15 protein-coding genes and 1 pseudogene are annotated in these 21,149 nt (G+C 71.4%); 8 read left to right on the forward strand and 8 right to left on the reverse strand.

Going from position 1 to position 21,149, the window contains the following annotated elements; translation table 11 throughout:
- The first annotated feature begins 143 nt into the window (after positions 1–143).
- The gene (locus D6270_RS23475; protein WP_109163642.1) at positions 144–995 is read left to right on the forward strand and encodes a hypothetical protein; all 852 of its coding nucleotides are present in this window, start codon (positions 144–146) and stop codon (positions 993–995) included.
- 27 nt (positions 996–1,022) lie between these two features.
- Here D6270_RS23475 and D6270_RS23480 read toward each other — a convergent pair whose 3' ends face one another.
- The 5 genes and pseudogenes from D6270_RS23480 to D6270_RS23505 form a co-directional block, all read right to left on the reverse strand.
- Entirely contained in the window at positions 1,023–1,208 is a 186-nt protein-coding gene (locus tag D6270_RS23480; RefSeq protein ID WP_003966321.1) for a DUF6104 family protein, read from the reverse strand.
- Between the two features lie 109 nt (positions 1,209–1,317).
- Positions 1,318–5,153: pseudogene (locus D6270_RS23485) on the reverse strand (multifunctional oxoglutarate decarboxylase/oxoglutarate dehydrogenase thiamine pyrophosphate-binding subunit/dihydrolipoyllysine-residue succinyltransferase subunit).
- A 283-nt stretch (positions 5,154–5,436) separates the two neighbouring features.
- Positions 5,437–6,513, reverse strand: a complete 1,077-nt coding sequence (locus D6270_RS23495) for a HAMP domain-containing sensor histidine kinase (protein WP_109163639.1) — start codon at positions 6,511–6,513, stop codon at positions 5,437–5,439.
- Positions 6,510–7,247 carry a response regulator transcription factor gene (locus tag D6270_RS23500; protein ID WP_109163638.1) on the reverse strand — a complete coding sequence of 246 codons (738 nt, stop codon included), beginning with the start codon at positions 7,245–7,247 and terminating at the stop codon, positions 6,510–6,512. Before D6270_RS23500 ends, D6270_RS23495 begins: the two co-directional genes overlap by 4 nt.
- A gap of 256 nt (positions 7,248–7,503) precedes the next feature.
- Positions 7,504–8,211, reverse strand: coding sequence for a spermidine synthase family protein (locus D6270_RS23505; RefSeq protein ID WP_109163637.1), 708 nt, complete (start codon positions 8,209–8,211; stop codon positions 7,504–7,506).
- Positions 8,212–8,668: 457 nt separating this feature from the next.
- On the opposite strand from D6270_RS23505, the gene lon reads away from it, so the two are divergent.
- Complete coding sequence (gene lon / locus D6270_RS23515; protein WP_109163635.1) at positions 8,669–11,089, forward strand: endopeptidase La; 2,421 nt, start codon at positions 8,669–8,671, stop codon at positions 11,087–11,089.
- A gap of 183 nt (positions 11,090–11,272) precedes the next feature.
- On the opposite strand, the gene D6270_RS23520 is transcribed toward lon, so the two are convergent.
- Both D6270_RS23520 and D6270_RS23525 read right to left on the reverse strand, forming a co-directional pair.
- Positions 11,273–12,025, reverse strand: a complete 753-nt coding sequence (locus D6270_RS23520; protein WP_385101897.1) for a polysaccharide deacetylase family protein — start codon at positions 12,023–12,025, stop codon at positions 11,273–11,275.
- 165 nt (positions 12,026–12,190) lie between these two features.
- On the reverse strand, positions 12,191–13,039 hold the full coding sequence (locus D6270_RS23525; protein ID WP_109163633.1) for a lysozyme: 849 nt from the start codon (positions 13,037–13,039) through the stop codon (positions 12,191–12,193).
- A 202-nt stretch (positions 13,040–13,241) separates the two neighbouring features.
- Here D6270_RS23525 and D6270_RS23530 point away from each other — a divergent pair, with 202 nt between their 5' ends.
- Positions 13,242–13,724 (forward strand): MarR family winged helix-turn-helix transcriptional regulator, encoded by a 483-nt coding sequence (locus tag D6270_RS23530; RefSeq protein WP_109163632.1) that lies wholly within the window; start codon positions 13,242–13,244, stop codon positions 13,722–13,724.
- 49 nt (positions 13,725–13,773) lie between these two features.
- On the opposite strand, the gene D6270_RS23535 is transcribed toward D6270_RS23530, so the two are convergent.
- A complete protein-coding gene (locus D6270_RS23535) occupies positions 13,774–14,565 on the reverse strand; it encodes a hypothetical protein (RefSeq protein ID WP_109163631.1) in 792 nt (263 codons plus the stop codon).
- Positions 14,566–14,927: 362 nt separating this feature from the next.
- Between D6270_RS23535 and D6270_RS23540 the strand changes: the two genes are divergently transcribed.
- From D6270_RS23540 to D6270_RS23560, 5 genes are read left to right on the forward strand one after another with little or no spacing between them, the layout of a single operon-like run.
- Positions 14,928–18,275 carry a sensor histidine kinase gene (locus tag D6270_RS23540; RefSeq protein WP_109163630.1) on the forward strand — a complete coding sequence of 1,116 codons (3,348 nt, stop codon included), beginning with the start codon at positions 14,928–14,930 and terminating at the stop codon, positions 18,273–18,275.
- A complete protein-coding gene (locus D6270_RS23545) occupies positions 18,272–18,751 on the forward strand; it encodes a roadblock/LC7 domain-containing protein (protein WP_109163629.1) in 480 nt (159 codons plus the stop codon). The genes D6270_RS23540 and D6270_RS23545 overlap by 4 nt, the downstream gene beginning before the upstream one ends.
- Positions 18,748–19,164: a DUF742 domain-containing protein gene (locus D6270_RS23550; RefSeq protein ID WP_015611323.1), complete on the forward strand. Its 417-nt coding sequence runs from the start codon at positions 18,748–18,750 to the stop codon at positions 19,162–19,164. Before D6270_RS23545 ends, D6270_RS23550 begins: the two co-directional genes overlap by 4 nt.
- Positions 19,145–19,819 (forward strand): GTP-binding protein, encoded by a 675-nt coding sequence (locus tag D6270_RS23555; RefSeq protein ID WP_109163628.1) that lies wholly within the window; start codon positions 19,145–19,147, stop codon positions 19,817–19,819. The genes D6270_RS23550 and D6270_RS23555 overlap by 20 nt, the downstream gene beginning before the upstream one ends.
- A gap of 42 nt (positions 19,820–19,861) precedes the next feature.
- The gene (locus tag D6270_RS23560) at positions 19,862–21,097 is read left to right on the forward strand and encodes a styrene monooxygenase/indole monooxygenase family protein (protein ID WP_109163627.1); all 1,236 of its coding nucleotides are present in this window, start codon (positions 19,862–19,864) and stop codon (positions 21,095–21,097) included.
- Positions 21,098–21,149 lie beyond the last annotated feature (52 nt).

Consider the following 21,149-nt stretch of genomic DNA (forward strand, 5'->3'; position numbering starts at 1 on the left):
AACACGATATATCGCGGATGGGGGAAGTCAAGCGCCCTCCGTGGGCGCTTCCAGCGGTCAAGCAGACGCTTCTCGCGATCAAGCGGATGCTTCTAGCGGTCAAAGAGCATCGGAGTGGGGCAAATTGCCCTAGCGTGTGGCACATGAACGCGACATCCACGGGGGCACTCCTGCTGTGCCGCGCCGATCCCGAGACCGTACGGCCGCTCGCCCACCTGCTGCGCGAGCAGATGCTGCTGACGCGCGCGGGCGGCGAGTGGAGCGTCCTCGTACCGGAGGGGAAGCCCTGGAGGGGCACCGGGCCCTCCGAAACCGGCCCTTCCGGCTCCGCCGGCCCCGAGCCGGTCGACCGGGTCATCGGCGGCTGGGCCTCCGCCCTGGCCGTCGGCTCCACCTGGCCGGTGCTCGCCCTGTGGTGGGACGCCGACCGGGCCGGATACACCCTCGCCGCCGGATTCCGCCGCCCCGTGGGCTACATCTGGCTGACGGACGGTACGCCGGTGGGCGAGGACGAGGCGATGCGTACGTTCGCGGCCCGGCTCGGCCTCGATCCCGTACTCGATCTCCAGGCGCTGGAGGAGCTGACCCGGCCCGACCCGGAGGCGGACGCCGAGGCCCGGCTGCGCGGACTGCTCGCGGTCCTGACCCGTACGGGGCTCATCCTGCCGGCCGGGCTCACCCCGGGCGAGAGCGCCGACCGGCTGCGCAGCGTGGCGGCCGTGCAGCGCGGGGCGGAGCGCGTCGAGTGGGCGGGGTGGCGTGATGCCGTACGGGTCGAACTCGACGCGGTGGAGAACAGCAGCCTCGGACCCTGGGTGCGCGGCCCCCGGGCCCGTGCCATCGCCACCGCCCAGCTCGCGGCCGGCCTTCCGCTCCTGCTGTGGGGCGCCCGCCGCCGCAGCGGGGGATGGGTGGCCGCCGGGGCCGTACTCCTGGCGCAGGGGGCGCTGGGGCTTGCCTACCACCGGGCCAGGGCGGGCGCCGAAACGCGCTGACCGGCCCGGGAGAGCGGGGCCCAGCCCTTACGCGTCCTCGTCGTCCTCGTCGTCCAGCCGGGCCAGCCAGGTCGCGAGCCGCTCGACCGGCACCTCGAAGTCGGGGTTGAGATCGACGAACGTACGCAGCTGCTCGGCGAGCCACTCGAAGGTGACCTCCTCCTCGCCGCGCCGCTTCTCCAGTTCCTCGATGCCACGGTCCGTGAAGTACATGGGAGAAGGATAGCGAGGCGCGAGGGACCTCAAGAAGCCGGATACGCCGGAGACCCGGCCCCGCGGCAAGCGCGGAACCGGGTCCCCGGACGGTTCAGCCGTACGGTCCTCAGGCCTCGAAGACCTCGTTGACCAGCTGTGTCTGCTCCGCCTGGTGGCGCTTGGCCGAGCCGACCGCCGGGGACGAGCCGTGCGGCCGCGAGATGCGGCGCAGGCGCTCGCCGTGCGGCACGTCCGCGCCGACGGCCAGGTCCAGGTGGTCGATCAGGTTCAGCGCGATGAACGGCCACGCACCCTGGTTGGCCGGCTCCTCCTGGGCCCAGAGGTACTTCTCGGCGTTCGGGTACTTGGCGATCTCGGCCTGGATCTCCGCACCCGGCAGCGGGTACAGCCGCTCCAGCCGGATGATCGCGGTCTCCGTGTCGCCGCGCTTCTCCCGCTCGGCGTCCAGGTCGTAGTAGAGCTTGCCCGCGCAGAAGACGACCTTGCGGACCTCCTCCGCCTTGACGCTGTCGTCGCCGATCACCGGGCGGAAGCCGCCGGTGGTGAACTCCTCGATCTTCGACGCCGCGGCCTTCAGACGCAGCATCGACTTCGGGGTGAAGACGATCAGCGGCTTGTGGTGCGGGTTGTGCACCTGCCAGCGCAGCAGGTGGAAGTAGTTCGACGGCAGGGTCGGCATCGCGACCGTCATGTTGTCCTGCGCGCACATCTGGAGGAAGCGCTCGGGACGCGCGGAGCTGTGGTCCGGGCCCTGGCCCTCGTAGCCGTGCGGCAGCAGGAGCGTGACGCCGGAGGTCTGGCCCCACTTCTGCTCGGCCGAGGAGATGAACTCGTCCACGACGGTCTGCGCGCCGTTGACGAAGTCACCGAACTGGGCCTCCCAGATGACCAGCGACTCCGGGCGGGCCAGCGAGTAGCCGTACTCGAAGCCCATCGCCGCGTACTCGCTGAGCAGCGAGTCGTAGACGTTGTAGCGGGCCTGCTCCTCGGTGAGGTACAGCAGCGGGGTGTAGTCCTCGCCGGTGACCTGGTCCACCAGCACCGCGTGGCGCTGGCCGAACGTGCCGCGGCGGGTGTCCTGGCCGGCGAGCCGGACCGGGGTGCCCTCCATCAGCAGCGAACCGATGGCCAGGGTCTCGCCCATGCCCCAGTCGATCGTGCCGTTCTCCACCGAGGCCGCGCGACGCTGCATCTGCGGCATCAGACGGGGGTGGACGGTGATCGACTCGGGGATGTTGACCTGGGACTCGGCGATCCGCTTCACGACCTCGGCGGAGACCGCGGTCTCCACGGCGACCGGGAAGGCTGCCTGCGGCTCCTGGATGTGCGGGGAGGACGGCTGGGAGGTGGCCTCGCGGACCTCGGCGAAGACCTTCTCCAGCTGGCCCTGGAAGTCCTGGAGCGCCTGCTCCGCCTCTTCCAGCGTGATGTCGCCGCGACCGATCAGGGACTCGGTGTAGAGCTTGCGCACCGAGCGCTTCTTGTCGATCAGGGTGTACATCTGCGGGTTGGTGAACTCCGGGTTGTCGCCCTCGTTGTGACCGCGGCGGCGGTAGCAGATGAGGTCGATCACGACGTCCTTGTTGAACGCCTGCCGGAACTCGAAGGCGAGCCGCGCGACACGGACCACGGCCTCCGGGTCGTCACCGTTGACGTGGATGATCGGCGCCTCGATCATGCGCGCCACGTCGGTGGCGTACATCGAGGAGCGCGAGGACTCCGGGGCGGCGGTGAAGCCGACCTGGTTGTTGATCACCACGTGCACGGTGCCGCCGGTGCGGTAGCCGCGCAGCTGCGACATGTTGAGCGTCTCGGCGACGACGCCCTGGCCCGCGAAGGCCGCGTCGCCGTGGAGCGCGACCGGCAGGACCGTGAAGTCCGTGCCGCCCTTGTTGATGATGTCCTGCTTGGCGCGGGCGATGCCCTCCAGGACCGGGTCGACCGCCTCCAGGTGCGAGGGGTTGGCGGCCAGCGAGACCTTGATCTGCTCGCCGTCCAGACCGGTGAAGGTGCCCTCGGCGCCCAGGTGGTACTTGACGTCGCCGGAGCCGTGCATGGAGCGCGGGTCGAGGTTGCCCTCGAACTCGCGGAAGATCTGCGCGTACGACTTGCCGACGATGTTCGCCAGCACGTTCAGCCGGCCGCGGTGGGCCATGCCGATGACGACCTCGTCGAGGCGGGCCTCGGCGGCGGAGTCGAGAACCGCGTCCAGCAGCGGGATGACGGACTCGCCGCCCTCCAGCGAGAACCGCTTCTGACCGACGTACTTCGTCTGGAGGAACGTCTCGAACGCCTCGGCCGCGTTCAGCCGGCGCAGGATGCGCAGCTGCTCCTCGCGCTCGGGCTGCTGGGCACGCGGCCGCTCCACCCGGTCCTGGAGCCACTTGCGCTGCTTCGGGTCCTGGATGTGCATGAACTCGATGCCGGTGGTGCGGCAGTACGACTCACGCAGCACGCCGAGGATGTCGCGGAGCTTCATCATCGACTTGCCGGCGAACCCGCCGACCGCGAAGTCCCGCTCCAGGTCCCACAGGGTGAGGCCGTGCTCGGTGATGTCGAGGTCGGGGTGCTTGCGCTGGCGGTACTCCAGCGGGTCGGTGTCGGCCATGACGTGGCCGCGGACCCGGTAGGAGTGGATCAGCTCGAAGACCCGCGCGGCCTTCGTCACGTCGTTGTCGTGCGACGCGTCGATGTCCGTGAGCCAGCGGACCGGCTCGTACGGGATGCGCAGGGCCTTGAAGATCTCGTCGTAGAAGTCGTTCTGGCCGAGCAGCAGCTGGCTCAGGACCCGCAGGAACTCGCCGGAGGCCGCGCCCTGGATGACCCGGTGGTCGTAGGTCGACGTGAGGGTCATGACCTTCGAGATGCCGAGCTTGTTCAGGGTGTCCTGCGAGGTGCCCTGGAACTCCGCCGGGTAGTCCATCGCGCCGACGCCCATGATGAGGCCCTGTCCGGGCATCAGGCGGGGCACCGAGTGGACGGTGCCGATCCCGCCGGGGTTGGTCAGCGAGGCGGTGACGCCGGAGAAGTCGTCCATGCCGAGCTTGCCGATGCGGGCGCGCCGGACGATGTCCTCGTACGCCTGCCAGAACTCGAAGAAGTTGAGCGTCTCGGCCTTCTTGATGGCCGCGACGACCAGCTGGCGGTCGCCGTTCGGCTTCACCAGGTCGATGGCGAGGCCGAGGTTGACGTGCTCCGGCTTGACCAGGGTCGGCTTGCCGTCCTTCACCGCGAAGGAGTGGTTCATCGACGGCATGGCCTTGAGGGCCTGCACCATCGCGTACCCGATGAGGTGCGTGAAGGAGATCTTCCCGCCGCGGGCGCGCTTGAGGTGGTTGTTGATGACGATGCGGTTGTCGAAGAGCAACTTCACCGGGACCGCGCGGACGGACGTGGCCGTCGGCAGCTCCAGCGAGGCGTTCATGTTCTTCGCGACGGCGGCCGAGGGGCCGCGCAGCGTCACGTACTCGGGCCCGGCCGGGGCCTCGGTGGCCTCGGCCGCCTTGGCGTCGGCCTTGGCCGGAGCGGCGGCGGGCTTGGCCTCGGCGGGCTTCGCCGGGGCCGGAGCCGGAGCGGCCTTGACCTCGGCGGGCTTCGCCTCGGCGGGCTTGGCCGGTGCCGGGGCTGCCGGAGCGGCGGCTGCGGGCTTCGTCGGTGCCGGGGCAGCGGGCTGCGCCGGGGGGTGGCGGCCGGGGCCTCGGTTGCCGCAGCCCCCGAGGCTGCGGCGCCGGGAGCGGGCTTGTCCGCCGTGCCGGAGGTACCCGGCTTGTAGTCGGCGAAGAAGTCCCACCAGGCGCGATCGACCGAACTGGGATCCTGGAGGTACTGCTGGTAGATCTCGTCGACGAGCCACTCATTGGCGCCGAAAGCAGCGGCCGGGTTGGTGCCCGGGCTGGCTTGGTCGGTCGAGATGCTCGAGTTACTGGGGGACTGAGACGACACGGCGGCAACCGCCCTCTTCCGCTTCACAAGGTGATGGACAGCGGAAATCAAGGCTACGCCCCCCAAACCGTTCCTTGCAGACCGGGCCGGTGCTTCGTCGTGCACATCACATCGCAACGCGGGTTTCGGCGCAGGAAATGGCGGGAAACAAGCGAGGTTCCACTGCACTTCGGGTACGCAGGACCGTGGATACGGTCATCCGACCGTATCCCCTTGAGATCCCCTACAGGGAGGACACGGACAACGTGCCCCCTCCGGTTCGAACCCTATGTCAACGGGGTCGTCAACCGCGTCGCTCGGTCAGCCCCGGAAGTGTGACCTGGATACGGCAGCCCCGATCGGATTCGGCCACCCCGATCCGGCCGCCGTGCAGATCGACGGCCCAACGGGCGATCGCCAGGCCCAGTCCCGTACCGCCGTCGCTGCCCGGACCGTGCGGTGAGGGGGCCTGGCCCCGGTTGAACCGCTCGAAGACCCGGTGGCGCTCCGCCTCCGGGATGCCGGGGCCCTCGTCCATGACCTCCAGCTCCAGCGACTCCGGGTGCGCCCCGCGCCGGGCCAGGACCGTCACCCGGCCGTGCGGCGGGCTGTGCTTGACCGCGTTGTCGATGAGATTGGCCACCACCTGGTGCAGCCGCTCCGCGTCCGCGTGCGCGGTGAGCTCCGGCGGCGAGACGTCCAGGTGCAGATGGACGTCCGTACGGGAGTGGTTGCCGGAACCCGACGACAGGTGCCGCTGGGACGCGGCGAGATTGGCTTCTTTCAGTACGCCCGAGAGATACGGCCACACCTCGAAGCGGCGCGCCTTCAGCGTCACCACCCCGTTGTCCAGCCGAGACAGGTCCAGCAGCGTCTCCACCAGCCGGCCCAGCCGCTCCGTCTGCTTCAGCGCCGTACGCATCGTCTCGGGATCGGCGGCCGAGACCCCGTCCACCACGTTCTCCAGCACGGCCCGCAGCGCCGCGATGGGGGTGCGCAGCTCATGGCTGACATTGGCGACCAGCTCCTTGCGGTGCCGGTCCTCCGCCTCCAGGTCGTCCGCCATGCGGTTGATCGTCTGGGCCAGGTCGCCCAGCTCGTCCCGCCGCCCGGCGCCGCTCACCCGGCGCGTGTAGTCGCCGTGCGAGATCGACCGGGCCACCGCCCGCATCTCGTCCAGCGGCGCGGTCAGCCCGTGCGCCACGAACTGGGTGATCAGCAGCGTCGCGATCACCGAGAACACGGTGATGAACTGGAACTCGGTCCGGGTCCGCAGGGCGACGATCAGCAGCCCGGTCGTGATGAAGACCGAGACCACGACGAGCGTGCCCAGCTTGGCCTTGATGGAGAAGGGCCGCATCCCCGACCCTGGCCGGGTCATGGGGCCGGGGTCTCCAGGGCGTAGCCCACGCCGTGCACCGTACGGATCCGCTCGGCCCCGATCTTCCGGCGCAGCGCCTTGATGTGGCTGTCGACCGTACGGGTCCCGGAGGCGTCGGCCCAGTCCCAGACCTCGGCCAGCAGCTGCTCACGGGAGAGCACCGCCCGCGGGGTGTTGGCCAGGCAGACCAGCAGGTCGAACTCGGTCGGCGTGAGGTGGACGTCCTCGGCGCGGACCCGGACCCGGCGCTGTGCGTGGTCGATCTCCAGCTCGCCGAGGCGCAGTATCCCGCTCCTCGGCGTGACGGCGGCCAGCGCGGCCCGCTCGACCCGGCGGAGCAGGACGTGCACCCGGGCGGCCAGCTCCCGCATGGAGAACGGCTTGGTCATGTAGTCGTCGGCGCCGACCCCGAGCCCGACCAGCATGTCGGTCTCGTCGTCGCGCGCGGTCAGCATCAGCACCGGAACCGGGCGCGACGCCTGCACCCGGCGGCAGACCTCCAGGCCGTCGAAGCCGGGGAGCATGATGTCCAGCACCATCAGATCGGGCTGCCACGCCTCGGCCGCGTCCACGGCCGCGGGCCCGTCCAGCGCCGTCTGCACCAGGAAGCCCTCCGCCCGCAGCCGGGCGGCAATGGCGTCGACGATCGTGGCGTCGTCCTCGACCACCAGCACCCGGCGTTGAGCCCCTGGGGTGGCCGCGACGCCGTTGTGGGTGGTGTGTGTCTGTTCCATCGCCCCGCCCCTGCCCGTTCCCGCGGAGGGTGAACCCCGCGAGGCACGGTCTTCGCTCGTGGATTTCTGGGTGATCCTTATGTGCCGGTCAGCAGCGTAGAGGCAGCGGAGGGCTCTCGGCTACGCAGGGTGTTGCCCAGGCGGTGTGAGTTCGGCTTCCGCGGGGCGGCGGATCGTCGGCCTTGTGAAGGTTGCCCCGTCTCCTGCCGGACCCGTACCTGCCGCGAGAGGGCTTCCGGGCCCTCCCGGTGCCCCCTCAGAGGCTCCTCGATGCGAGATGGACCACGTCCGGCACACCTCGGGCAACAGCCACTTCTTCGGTCCTAACCTCGCAGAACCCGGCATTCCGCAACGCCTGTTCGAAGGCCGGGGACTGCTGCGCGGACCAGACGGCGAGCACTCCGCCCGGGGTCAGCCGGTCGCGGCAGTGGGCCAGCCCGGTGGGGGAGTAGAGGCTCCCGTTGTCCTCCGTGACGGTCCAGTCGGGCCCGTTGTCGATGTCCAGACAGAGCGCGTCGTAACGCTCCGTGGCGGTACGGAGATGGGCGACCAGATCCGTGTGCACGACCTCGGTCCGGGGGTCGGCCAGCGCCGCCCCCGAGATCCGGTCCAGCGGCCCCTCCCGGTGCCAGTCCACGATGGCCTGCTCCCGCTCCACGACCACGATCCGCCCCCACCGCTCCTCCTCGGCGGCCCGCACCAGCGAGAAGCCGACGCCGAGCCCGCCGATCAGCACGGAGGGACCGGTCCGCCCGGCGGGCAGGGCCCCCAGAGCGGCGTCGATCAGCAGCCGCTCGGAGCGCCCGTCGGAGGTGTCCATCAGGAAACAGCCGTTGGCGATGATCTCGAAGTGCTCCCCGCGCTCCCGCAGGACGACCTCGCCGAAGGGGCCTTCGCGGCGGTCCAGGGTGACGGGGGCGGGAGGGATCATCGCGCAGGTGTAGGTCGGGGTGTCGGGCTCCATGGACCGGATTCTAGGAGGACCACCCCCTCGCGTGATCGCGGTCCGGGTGCGGGCCGCGCAGCGCCAGGAGCGCCGTCCCCACCACGTACGCCGTCCCGGCCATCACCCGGGCCGCGCCCTCCGGCCCCGGCTGCGTCGGCCAGGCCGTGTACGCCGCCGCCCCATCCGGTGTCCGGGGCGCACCCGTCTCCGTACCGTCGTTCCGGTCTCCCCCGCAGGGCGCAACAGCCTCACACCCTCCCTGTCGCCCGCCGGACCGCATCCGGTTCACCGGCGCGGTTCGCCCGGGAGGGAGAGCGGCCCGGGGAATAGCCGTTCGGCGTCCGACGCTCCGTGGAAAGGGGGCTCACCAGGCCTCCGGGGTGTGATCGCTCACAGCGAACACCGCGCGGGGAACATTCGGCGGCTCACCAGCATTGAGTCCACATAGCTCAACTTGCCTGCCGAAGGGGAGATCATGACTACCGAGTCCAAGGCGTTCACACCGATCGACCTGCCCGTGCTGCCGCTGGACGACGAGGTCGTCCTGCCCGGCATGGTGGTGCCGCTGGACCTGTCCGACACCGAGGTGCGTGCCGCCGTCGAGGCCGCGCAGGCCGCTGCCCGTCCCGGCGGGGGCAAGCCCGAGGTGCTGCTGGTGCCGCGGATCGACGGGACGTATACGGGGACCGGTGTCCTCGGGACCGTCGAGCAGGTCGGACGCCTGTCGGACGGCGATCCGGGGGCGCTCATCCGGGCGCGTGACCGGGTCCGGATCGGGGCCGGGACCAGTGGGCCGGGGCGGGCGCTCTGGGTCGAGGGGACCGTTCTCGATGTCGTCGTGCCCGAGCCGCTGCCCGGCTCCGCCGCCGAGCTGGCCAAGGAGTACAAGGCGCTCGCCACCAGCTGGCTGAAGAAGCGCGGCGCCTGGCAGGTCGTGGACCGGGTGCAGCAGATCGACGACATCTCCGCGCTCGCCGACAACTCCGGATACTCACCGTTCCTCACCACCGCGCAGAAGGTCCAGCTCCTGGAGACCGTGGACCCGGTCGCGCGCCTCAAGCTCGCCATCCAGTGGCTGAGCGAGCACCTCGCCGAGCAGGATGTCGCCGAGTCCATCGCCAAGGACGTCCAGGAGGGCGTCGACAAGCAGCAGCGTGAGTTCCTGCTGCGCCGCCAGCTGGACGCCGTACGCAAGGAGCTCTCCGAGCTCAACGGCGACCCGGAGGACGAGTCCGACGACTACCGGGCCCGCGTCGAGGCCGCCGACCTGCCCGAGCACGTCCGTACGGCCGCGCTCAAGGAGGTCGAGAAGCTGGAGCGGTCCAGCGACCAGTCCCCTGAGGGGTCGTGGATCCGCACCTGGCTGGACACCGTCCTCGAACTGCCGTGGAACGAGCGCACCGAGGACGCCTATGACATCCGCGGCGCTCAGGAGGTGCTGGACGCCGAGCATGCCGGCCTCGCCGATGTGAAGGAGCGGATCACCGAGTACCTCGCGGTGCGCAAGCGGCGTGCCGACCGGGGGCTGGGGGTCGTGGGCGGGCGCCGTGGTGGTGCCGTCCTCGCTCTCGTCGGGCCGCCCGGTGTCGGCAAGACCTCGCTCGGGGAGTCCGTCGCGCACGCCATGGGCCGTAAGTTCGTCCGCGTCGCGCTCGGCGGGGTCCGGGACGAGGCGGAGATCCGGGGCCACCGGCGTACGTACGTGGGTGCCCTCCCCGGACGCATCGTGCGGGCCATCAAGGAGGCCGGTTCCATGAACCCGGTCGTCCTCCTCGACGAGATCGACAAGGTCGGCTCCGACTTCCGGGGCGACCCGGCCGCCGCCCTCCTCGAAGTCCTCGACCCCGCGCAGAACCACACGTTCCGCGACCACTACCTGGAGGTCGAACTCGACCTCAGCGACGTCGTCTTCCTGGCCACCGCCAACGTCCTCGAAGCCATCCCCGAGGCCCTGCTGGACCGTATGGAGCTGGTCAGGCTCGACGGTTACACCGAGGACGAGAAGGTCGTCATCGCCCGGGATCACCTGCTCCCGCGCCAGCTGGAGCGGGCCGGACTGGAGAAGGACGAGGTCGCCCTGGAGGAGTCGGCGCTGCGCAAGCTGGCCGGCGAGTACACCCGCGAGGCGGGCGTACGGAATCTGGAGCGGGCCGTCGCCCGGCTGCTCCGCAAGGTCGCGGCCCAGCACGAACTGGGCGACCGCGAGCTGCCGTTCACGGTGACCGACGCCGACCTGCGCGGTCTGATCGGACGCCCGCACCACGTGCCCGAGTCCGCTCAGGATCCGGCCGAGCGCCGCACCGCCGTGCCGGGTGTCGCCACCGGGCTCGCGGTGACCGGGGCGGGCGGTGACGTCCTCTTCGTCGAGGCGTCGCTCGCCGACCCGGAGACCGGGGCGTCCGGACTGACCCTGACCGGTCAGCTCGGCGACGTCATGAAGGAGTCGGCGCAGATCGCGCTGAGCTTCCTGCGGTCCCACGGCGCGGAGCTGGAGCTTCCGGTCGCGGACCTCAAGGACCGGGGTGTGCACATCCACTTCCCGGCGGGCGCGGTCCCCAAGGACGGCCCGAGCGCGGGCATCACGCTCACGACCGCGCTGGCCTCGCTGCTCTCCGGACGGCTGGTCCGTACGGACGTCGCGATGACCGGTGAGGTGTCGCTGACCGGCCGGGTGCTCCCGATCGGCGGCCTGAAGCAGAAGCTGCTGGCGGCCCACCGCGCGGGCATCACCACCGTGGTGATCCCCCAGCGCAACGAGGCCGACCTGGACGACGTCCCGGCCGAGGTGCTGGAGAAGCTGGACGTCCACCCGGTCACAGACGTCCGCCAGGTGCTGGAGATCGCCCTCGCCCCGGCCTCGGCCCCGGCGGAGGAGAGGATCCCGGCCGCGGCCTGACCGCCACGCAGTGACGGGCGCGGTATCAGGTGCACGGCCGGTACGGACGGCCCGCTTCCCGAGTCAACGGGGGCGGGCCGTTCCGCATGCCGTGAGGACAGGTCGGCTCAGGGGCGGGGGCTGGTGATGCACGGAGGCACAGTGCTCGGGAGCGGTGGAACGTGATGGACGGCGACACGCTGCTCAGGGGCGGTAGATCGTGCCCGGTACCGGCTCGGCGGGGGCCATCAGCTCCGGAACGGTCACGAAGGTGTAGCCGTCCTTCTGGAGCGCGTCGATGATCCCGGGCACGGCGGGCACGGTGCCCCGGTAGATGTCGTGGAGCAGGATGATGCCGTCCTTGGTCGCCTGGTCCAGGATCCGCTGCGTGATCAGTGCGGAGTCCTCGGTCGAGTAGTCCTTGGCGGTGGCGTTCCACAGCACCTGGGAGAGCCCCAGCTCCTTGCTGATCTCCGAGACCGTGTCGTCGGTGCGGCCCTGCGGCGGGCGCATCAGCCGGGGCCGCTTCCCGGTGACCTTCTCGATCGCCACCTGGGTCTTCTCCAGCTCGGCCCGTATCCCGTCCGGCTCCTGGTCGGTCAGGACCTTGTGCGTCCAGGTGTGGTTGGCGACCTCGTGGCCTTCGTCCTGGATGCGCCGCACGGTGTCCGGGTGCTTGAGGACATGGTGCTTGCCCAGCAGGAAGAAGGTGGCGTGCACCTTCTTCTCCTTCAGGATGTCCAGCAGCTCCGGGGTGTCCTTGCCCGGCCCGGCGTCGAAGGTGAGGGCGATGCACTTCGCCTTGCGGCAGTCCGCCCGCCCGAATGAGCCCTTGGCGTCGGACGCCGCGTCCCGCCGTGCCGAGCCCGGGGCCGTCGTCTCCATGGAGCAGCCGCTGAGCGCCAGTGTGAGCGTCGTCACCAGGGCGGCGGCCAACCCGCCGCCGAGCAGGCTCATCTTCTTGGGCACGGCACACCACTCCTCTGCGCGAGAAATCCGCACGGGTGTGCGGTACACCGATGACCATACACAGTGTGTATACATCGAGTGCATAGTGGGGTGCTGGGCCGTGTGAACCCCGGCGGCCTGGGGTGATGTCACCGGAGTGGGCTCAGGCAGGGGTCAGCCGCCGGCCAGCGCCTGTACGCGGTCGAGTGCGCCGTTGAAGCGGTTGTGGTCGCCGACCGTGGGGCCGGTCGAGGTGTACTGCCAGATCGTGTGGACGGGCCGGCCCGCCGGCAGCTCGCCGACCGTCGTGTTGTACCGGGCCACCCAGAGCGGGTTGGCGGCACCGAAGCCCGCGTTGTTGCCGGTGCAGTCCTTCCGCCAGCTGGTCGCGGTGTAGATGACCGCGTCCCGGCCGGTGCGCGCCCGGTAGGTGTTCGTGAAGTCCCGGATCCAGTTGACCATCGCGGCCTGGCTGAGTCCGTAGCACTGGGCGCCGTACGGGTTCCACTCGATGTCGAGAACGCCCGGCAGGGTCCTGCCGTCCCGGGACCAGCCGCCGCCGTTGTCCACGAAGTAGTGCGCCTGGGCGGCGCCGCTCGCCGTGTTCGGGGTGGCGAAGTGGTACGTGCCGCGGATCATGCCGATGGCGTACGAGCCGTCGTACTGCTGCGCGAAGTAGTCGTTCTTGTAGTACGTCCCCTCGGTGGCCTTCACGTAGGCCCACTTCACTCCGCTGTTCCACAGGGTCTGCCAGGCCACGTTCGCCTGGTGGCCGCTGACGTCCACGCCCTCGGTCTGGACGACCCGGGAGTCGCGGGGCAGCCCTCCCCGGCCGTCGTGCGGGATGACGCCCTGGCCCATCCTGGCGGTGCCGCGGGCCGGAGGGGTGTCGGCGGCGTCGGCCGCGGTGGCGGCGCCCGGCAGGGCCAGGAGGAGGGAGAGGGCGGTCAGGAGTGCCCCCGGTGCGGCGAAGCGCGAGAGGCGGGAGGGGGCGGATCTGTGGCGGTGCAGCGGCGTGAGCATGGGGGTGCCTCCGAGGGTGAACGGCGCAATGGCGTGCTCATGTCATACGATCCACGATCGACGCTACGCACGTAGACCCGGGCGCGGAAGGGTGTCTGGCGGCCGCCGTTGGGCTACTCCTGCGAAATACTGGCCGAGCTGCGGCGTCGACCGGCCGTGGAAGAAACTTTCATCGGCAGGAAACCGTACGAGGGGTGCTGACGTGCAAGGGAGCGAGCGCGGGCCGGAACCGGCCGCCACCGACGGGACCGGTGTGGACCACGAATTCCTGGCGCTGGAGCGGGAGCTGGCGGTCTTCCTGCGCCGGGCGCGGGCCAGTTCGGGCGAGATGGCCCGCGAGGTCCACCCCGAACTGGAGCCCGCCGCCTACGGCTTGCTCGTGCGCCTGGAGTCGGCCGGCCGGCAGCGGGCCACCGAGCTGGCCGCGTACTTCGGTGTCGGCAAGGCCACCATGAGCCGCCAGCTCCGCGCCCTGGAGGACCTCGGGCTGGTCCACCGCGAACCCGACCCGGCGGACGGCCGCGCCTGGCTGGTCCGGCTCACCGACGAGGGTCTGGCCCGCTTCCGCAGCGTCCGCGACGCCCGGCGTGGGCAGTACGTGCGCAAACTGGCCGACTGGGACCGGGCCGAGGTGGCGGAGCTGGCCCGGCTGCTGCACCAGCTCAACGCCCGCGCGGAGGAGTGACTCGACGCCCGCGCGGAGGAGTGACGGCCCCCTGAGGGCCCGGGTGGCCCTACAGCTCCACGAACACCGCCGTCGCGTCGTCGTGCGTCTTGCCGCGCCGCAGCCGTACGCGCCCCGCCGCCGCGTCGGCGTCCTCCAGCTCCCGTACCCGGTCGATCAGCCCCTGGGGGCCCGCCTTGCGGACCAGCGCCAGCAGCGCCGTCCAGTCGCCCTCCTCGAACGTCTCCGTCCACCGGCTCGCCCCGTCCGTCAGTGCGGCCAGCGACCGCACCTCGGCCGGCAGGACGCTGCCGGTCACCGCCCGCGCGGCCACGGCGGGGTCGGCGGCCGCCGTGAAGAAGCCGCCCTCCTTGTTGCGCAGCCGGCCGTCGACGGATTCCGCCGAGACCAGCGAGCCCTGCGGCAGCCGGTCGAGGCGGTCGTCGAGGACCGGCCGGACCGCGCCGTCGGGCCCCTCCAGCAGGAGCACCGCATCGGAGAGCACCAGGTACTCGATCGCGTGTTCGCCCCAACGCGCCAGGGCCACGGTCGCCTGAGGCGTACGCGCGTGAGAAAGGTCACAGGTCGCCCGATGGGCATCGGCGGTGCGCCGGATCGACTCCGACAGGATCTCGGCCAGGTCCATATCTCGCCGTGAACCCGACAGTTCCACCAGCGCCCCGCCCAGCCGGGCGGTGAACCAGGGGACGGAGTGCACGCAACCGTCGTCCCCCTGCGGTGGTGTGACACCGTCCAGCACCACGACCGCTCCTCCCTGGCCGGACGCGGGCAGAGCGGCCGACGCCCAGTCCTCGTTGGGGCGTTCGGCGTCGCCGGGGACGGTGACGAGTTCGAGGCGCATGCTGCCAGTCTGCACGAGGTCTTCACGGAGCGCGCAGGGAGCGGTTTTCAGCCGTACCAGCAGGTCAACACGGGCCCGGAGGGCGGAGGGCGGGGCCCAGCGGGAGTGCGGGCGGGCATCTTGCCAAAGGCCGCGCCGAAGTTCCACCCCGCTCCCTATGCATGGTCAGAGGCGCTCGTGGGGAGACTTGTTCGCCAACTCAAGAGTGATGTTCACTCCTTCGAGTGGCGGAGCGGTTGATGCGCGCCCCCCTCTCAAAAGCACTGGAATGGTCAGAAGCCGTACCAGGAGCGGGGGGTCCTTCTACGTGACCGAACGTCACCTCTGCTTCAAGGGTGGACGAGTCAAGATTGCGAGCACCGGTGCAGAAGAAGCGGCCGCGGAGTCAGGGCAGCACGCGCGACGGTTCCGGGGCGACGCCTCCGGCTCCGGTCGCCACCAAGCGGACCGTACGGGTACGGAGCCGGCTGGTCGCCGGGGTCGCCGTCGTCGGGGTCATCGTCCTCGCGGCGGGTGCTCCCGCCGCGCTGAGCGCCTCCTCCGACCTGGCCGAGTCCCAGCGGCTGGTGACCCTCTCCGAGCTGAACCGGCAGGCCGTCACCCTGGCGCACTCCCTCGCCGACGAGCGGGACGCCGTCACCGCGTACATCGCGGGTGGCCGCACCGATGACGGCGACGCCGCCGCCGCGAACCGCCTCACCCGCACCACCCGCGTCGACCAGCAGATCGACGAGATCCACGAACCGGCCCCCGCGGCCCTGCGGCGCGACCTCTCCACCGTGCCCTCGCTGCGCCGCGACGCCCTCACCGGCAAGGGCTCGGCGCTGGAGGCCCACCAGGCGTACTCCGAGGTCATCGCCAAGCTGCACGGCATCTCCGCCGAGCTGGCCGAGAAGACCCCGCCGCGCGCCGCCGACGCCACCCGTGCCCCGCTCGCCCTCGGCGGCGCCGTCGAACAGGCCTCCGCCACTCGCGGGCTCCTCCTCGCCGCCCTCGCCGTACCGAGTCCCGAGCCGACCGCCCCGCAGACCGACCCCTTCACCGGCCTGCCGGTGAAGACCCGGGACGACGAGAGCAAACGGGCCGACCGTGACCGGGACGAGCTGAGCGCCGCCGCCCAGCAGACCCGGGTCCGTGAACTGGCCTCGCTCGCCGAGTTCGACCAGGCCGCGAGCCCGGTCGCCCGCGACAAGCTCTCCGCCACCGTCACCGGCCCCGAGGTCAACAGCGCGGAGAAGTACCTCGCCCGCCTCACCGACCGCCCCGAGCTCTCCGGGAGCGAGCGCTCCACCAACGCCAAGAAGCTGGAGTCCGCGCTCTCCACCCGGATCGAGCGGATGCGCAGCGTCGAGTCCGCCCTCGGCACCACCCAGGTCCAGCGCCTGGAAGGCATCCGCGACGACGACGTCACCGCCCTCGAACTCAGCATCGCCCTGCTCGGCGGCTGCTTCCTGCTCGCCGTCGGCGTCTCCACCGCCGTCGCCCGCACGCTCACCCAGCCGCTCGCCGTCCTGCGCATCGGCGCCGCCCGGCTGGCGGACGAGCCCGCGAGCGCCGAGCCGGTCCGCTACACCGGCCGCAACGACGAGTTCGCCCAGGTCGTACGGTCGATGAACACCCTGCACGCCAAGCTCACCGGCCTCCAGCAGGAGTTCACCGGCCGCTTCGAGAGCCTCGACGCCGAGCGCACCGAACTGATCGCGGGCCGCGAGGCCCTCACCCTCCAGCGCGCCGAACTCCAGGCCCAGGCCGCTGAGCTGACCGCCCAGCTGGAGCGGCTGAAGAACACGGTCCACCACACCTTCGTCAACCTCTCGCTCCGCAACCTCGGCCTCGTGGAGCGCCAGCTCGGCGTCATCGAGAGCCTGGAGGAGCGCGAGCAGGATCCGGAGCGCCTGGCCACCCTGTTCAAGCTGGACCACATGGCCACGGTCATGCGCCGGCACAGCGAGAACATGCTCGTCCTCGCGGGCGCCGAGCACGGCCACGGCCACGCGGGCCCGATCCCGCTGGTCGACGTGGCCCGCGCGGCCGTCAGCGAGATCGAGAGGTACGAGCGGGTCACCATCCAGTCCCTGCCGCCGCACGCCCAGATCGCCGGGTTCGCCGCCGACGACCTCAGCCACCTCCTCGCCGAACTCCTGGAGAACGCCACCTCCTTCTCCCCGCCGGACTCCCATGTGGAGCTCTCCGGCTGGCTGCTGGAGACCGGTGAGGTGATGCTCTCCGTGCAGGACGAGGGCATCGGCATGTCGACCGTCCGGATGGGCGAGCTCAATGCGAGGCTGGCCGACCCGGCCTCCTTCGAGGCGGGGGAGCAGAATGCCGACGGGGCCGGACTCGGCCTCCAGGTCACCTCGTTGCTGGCCGCCCGGCACGGTGTGCGGGTCCAGCTGCGCGAGCAGAAGGGGAGTGGAGTGACGGCCGTCGTCGTCCTGCCGCAGACCCTGCTGCCCAACTCCCTCCCCGCCTCCTCGCCGCCCGCCGTGCAACTGCCCGGCGAGGCACCGGCGCTCAACCTGCCGGGCTCGGTGGCCGAGGCCAACTCCAACGCCCTGCCGAGCCGTACGCCCATCCTGCCGCCGGCCGCCGAACCTGCGGCGCCTGGGGCGGGGGCCGGTGCGGAGGCAGCTTCCAGGGCGGCGGTCGAGCCGGAGACGACGCCCGGGCAGGAGCCCGAGGCCGTGTCCGGGACCGCTTCCGAAGCGGCGGCCGGGACTGTCTCCGAGGCGACCGGGCGTGCGCCCGCGCCCCTGTCCGAGCCGACGCCCGGGGCCGTTTCCGGGGCGGCGGCGCCCGAGCAGGCGTCCGCCGTGGAGTTCGAGCGGGCCGCCGACCAGGCGCCCGAGCCGACGCCGGAGTCCCGGCCCGAGTCCGCCGCCCAGGCTGCCCCCGAGCCCGCCGCCCAGCCCTCCGTCGACCCGATGATCGCCGCCGCCGAGCGGGCGATCCGCGAGGCCGGTGCGCGGGAGCCCGCGAGCGCCGAGGGCGCGGAGGCGCCCGGGGCCCCCGGAGCCACCGACGTACCGCAGCAGAGCCCTGACGCCGACGCGCGGACAGAGGCTCACGCGGAAGCAGCCACAGCGGGCGACGCAGCCGACGCAGCCCCGGACGCGCCCGCCGGGTCGGAGTCCGAGATCACGATGCAGGTCCGGCTGCCGAGGCCCCCGGCGGACCCGGCCGCTCCCGCGACGGCCCAGCCCTCCGACCCGTACGCCATCGGTCCCGACCGCCATGAGCGTCCGGCCGAGAGCGGTCCGGGGGGCCAGGACCCGGACGGGCCCGAGTTCCGTCCCGCGCCCCGGTCCGAGGCCGCCGCCGACACCGTGCCTGGACCCCGGAAGCCGCAGCCCGAGCGGATCACCGACAAGGGGCTGCCCAAGCGCACCCCCAACGTGGTCCAACCCGAGGGCGCACCCGCCACCGGGCGCACCGGGAGCCTGGACAAGGACGACCTGCGCCGCAGGCTGGGCAGCTTCCACCAGGCGGCGAAGGAGGGCCGGCGCGATGTCGAGGCCGAGATCGCCGGGTCACCCGGTTCCGTCGCCCTCGCCGACCACCAGGGCGTAGCCACCGGCACCGCCGGGCACGAGACCACCACCACACCCACGACGGGCGGCGCGCACGACACAGGGACCGAGCAGACCGGCGGCCGCACCGACCGCCGGAACGGAGAGACGGGGGACACAGTCGAGGAGGCACGCAGTTGACTGCGCCCAGCACGTTCGGGCCGAGTACCGAGGCCCGGGACCTTCACTGGTTGCTGAGCAATCTCGTGGAGGAGGTGCCAGGGGTGCACTCGGTCACCGTCGTCTCGTCCGACGGGCTGATGCTGCTCTCCTCCGACCCCGGACACCACGAGGCGAAGGCGGCGGGACCGTCGGACGGCCCCAAGGGGTCCAGCGCCGACCTGGCCACCATCGTCTCCGGCATCGGCTCGCTGACCGTCGGAGCCGCGAAGCTGATGGACGGCGGCGGCGTCAAACAGACGATGGTCGCCATGGACGAGGGCAGCGTCTTCGTCATGTCGATCAGCGACGGCTCCCTCCTCGGCGTCCACGCCACCCCTGACTGCGACATGAGCGTCGTCGCGTACCACATGGCCCTCTTCGTCGGCCGGGCCGGACACGTCCTCACCCCCGAACTCCGCAGCGAGCTGCGCAAATCGATGGAGAGTGCACAGTGACGACCGCCGCAGCCGAGCCCTCCCCCCGCCTCCCCGTCCGCGGGGCCGACAAGCGCCCGGCCAGGGTCCGCCCGTACTCCCTCACCGGAGGCCGCACCCGGTTCGGCCACGTCCTGCTCGTCGAGACGTTCGTCGCCGCCCTCGAAGCACCCGAGGAGCGCCGCGAGCTCACCAACGGCAACCTCGCCTCGCGGGTCATGCCGGAGCTCCAGGCCATCGTCGAAATCTGCCGCCGGATGCGTACGGTCGCAGAGATCTCGGCCCTGTTGAAGATGCCGCTCGGAGTCGTCCGGGTGCTGCTCAGCGACCTGGCCGACCAGGGAAAGATCCGCGTGTACGGAACCGGTCACGGCACCGGTCAGCCCGACCGCGCACTGCTCGAAAGGGTGCTCAATGGACTCCGCCGTCTCTGAGGCGCCGCTCTTCGCCCCGCGCCGGCCGGGGCCGCAGGACCAGCAGCCGCCCCGCCCCCAGGACCAGCCGGAGGAAGCCCTCCAGGCCTGGCAGCTCGACCACACCCGCGCGCCCACCGCGACCAAGATCGTGGTGGCGGGCGGATTCGGCGTGGGCAAGACGACGTTCGTCGGTTCGGTCTCCGAGATCACGCCGCTCCAGACCGAAGCGCTGATGACGCAGGCCAGCGAGGAGACCGACGACCTCTCCGCGACGCCCGAGAAGGCCACCACGACGGTGGCGATGGACTTCGGCCGGCTCACCCTCGACGACGACCTCGTGCTGTACGTCTTCGGCACGCCGGGCCAGCAGCGCTTCTGGTTCATGTGGGACGACTTGGTGCGCGGGGCGATCGGCGCGGTCGTCCTCGCCGACACCCGCCGGCTGGAGGACTGCTTCCCGGCACTGGACTACTTCGAGAGCTGCGGGCTGCCGTACATCGTGGCGGTCAACCACTTCGAGGGGACGCCCGGTTACGAGGCGGAGGACGTCAGGGAGGCCCTGACCGTACCGCCGCGGGTGCCGATAGTGATCATGGACGCGCGTAACAGGATCACGGTCGTCGAGTCACTGCTGGCCCTGGTGGGCCATGCTCTCGACGTCACCCCCGCCTGAGCACGCGTACACCGCCCCGATCACACACAACGGAGAGCCGCGATGCGGAAGATACTCATAGTCGGAGCCGGGCAGTCCGGGCTCCAGCTGGCCCTGGGGCTCCAGTCCAAGGGTTACGAAGTCACCCTGATGTCCAACCGCACGGCCGACGAGATCCGCGCCGGCCGGGTCATGTCGACGCAGTGCATGTTCCACACCGCGCTCCAGCACGAGCGGGACTACCAGCTGAACTTCTGGGAGTCCCAGGCCCCGAGGATCGAGGGCGTCGGTGTCTCCGTCGCCGCCCCGGACTCCTCCCGCGCCATCGACTGGGTCGGCAGGCTCGACGGGTACGCCCAGTCGGTCGACCAGCGGGTGAAGATGGCCGGCTGGATGGAGACCTTCGCCCAGCGCGGCGGGCAGCTCGTGATCCACGGGGCGGCCGTCTCCGACCTGGACTACTTCTCGCGTACGTACGACCTGGTGATGGTGTCGGCGGGCAAGGGCGAGCTGGTCTCCATGTTCGGCCGGGACGCGGCGCGTTCGCCGTTCGACGCCCCGCAGCGCGCACTGGCCGTCGCGTACGTCCACGGGATGGGCCCGCGTCCGGAGCACCCGGAGTTCGACGCGGTCCGCTGCAACCTGGTGCCGGGCGTCGGCGAGCTGTTCGTGATGCCGACCCTGACCACCTCCGGCCGCGCCGACATCCTCTTCTGGGAGGGCGTCCCGGGCGGCCCGCTGGACGCGTTCCAGGGCATCAAGGACCCCTCCGAGCACCTGGCGAAGACGCTGGAGCTGATGGAGAGGTTCACGCCGTGGGAGTACGCCCGCGCCACCAAGGTCGAGTTGACCGACGCCAACGGCACCCTCGCCGGCCGGTACGCCCCCACGGTCCGCAAGCCGATCGGCCGGCTCCCCGGCGGCGGCCTGGCCCTCGGCGTCGCGGACGTCGTCGTGGCCAACGACCCGATCACCGGCCAGGGCTCCAACTCGGCGTCCAAGTGCGCCAACTCCTACCTGGACTCGATCCTGGAACACGGGGACAAGGAGTTCGACGCGGCCTGGATGCAGTCCACCTTCGACCGCTACTGGGAGAACGCCCAGCACGCCGTGAAGTGGACCAACGCCATGCTCGGCGTCCCCCCGGAGCACGTACTGAACCTGATCGGCGCCGCCGGCCAGCTCCAGCCCGTCGCGGACCGCTTCGCCAACGGCTTCGACGACCCGGCGGACTTCGAGAACTTCTTCTTCGAGCCGGAGAGGACGAACGCGTACCTGGCCTCGGTCTCCGGAGCCTGAGCGCCCCACCGATCCAGGGGCCGGACCCGCACCGCCGGTCCGGCCCCTCCCT

Source organism: Streptomyces griseus subsp. griseus, from assembly GCF_003610995.1.
Taxonomy (GTDB): Bacteria; Actinomycetota; Actinomycetes; order Streptomycetales; family Streptomycetaceae; genus Streptomyces.

What these genes read in the sequence shown, in the direction of transcription:
- D6270_RS23560 (WP_109163627.1), top strand. Translation starts at nt 19,862, where the DNA reads ATGCGGAAGATACTCATAGTCGGAGCCGGGCAGTCCGGGCTCCAGCTG.
- D6270_RS23500 (WP_109163638.1), bottom strand. Translation starts at nt 7,247, where the DNA reads ATGGAACAGACACACACCACCCACAACGGCGTCGCGGCCACCCCAGGG.
- D6270_RS23505 (WP_109163637.1), bottom strand. Translation starts at nt 8,211, where the DNA reads ATGGAGCCCGACACCCCGACCTACACCTGCGCGATGATCCCTCCCGCC.
- D6270_RS23475 (WP_109163642.1), top strand. Translation starts at nt 144, where the DNA reads ATGAACGCGACATCCACGGGGGCACTCCTGCTGTGCCGCGCCGATCCC.
- lon (WP_109163635.1), top strand. Translation starts at nt 8,669, where the DNA reads ATGACTACCGAGTCCAAGGCGTTCACACCGATCGACCTGCCCGTGCTG.
- D6270_RS23555 (WP_109163628.1), top strand. Translation starts at nt 19,145, where the DNA reads ATGGACTCCGCCGTCTCTGAGGCGCCGCTCTTCGCCCCGCGCCGGCCG.
- D6270_RS23535 (WP_109163631.1), bottom strand. Translation starts at nt 14,565, where the DNA reads ATGCGCCTCGAACTCGTCACCGTCCCCGGCGACGCCGAACGCCCCAAC.
- D6270_RS23520 (WP_385101897.1), bottom strand. Translation starts at nt 12,025, where the DNA reads ATGAGCCTGCTCGGCGGCGGGTTGGCCGCCGCCCTGGTGACGACGCTC.
- D6270_RS23480 (WP_003966321.1), bottom strand. Translation starts at nt 1,208, where the DNA reads ATGTACTTCACGGACCGTGGCATCGAGGAACTGGAGAAGCGGCGCGGC.
- D6270_RS23495 (WP_109163639.1), bottom strand. Translation starts at nt 6,513, where the DNA reads ATGACCCGGCCAGGGTCGGGGATGCGGCCCTTCTCCATCAAGGCCAAG.
- D6270_RS23525 (WP_109163633.1), bottom strand. Translation starts at nt 13,039, where the DNA reads ATGCTCACGCCGCTGCACCGCCACAGATCCGCCCCCTCCCGCCTCTCG.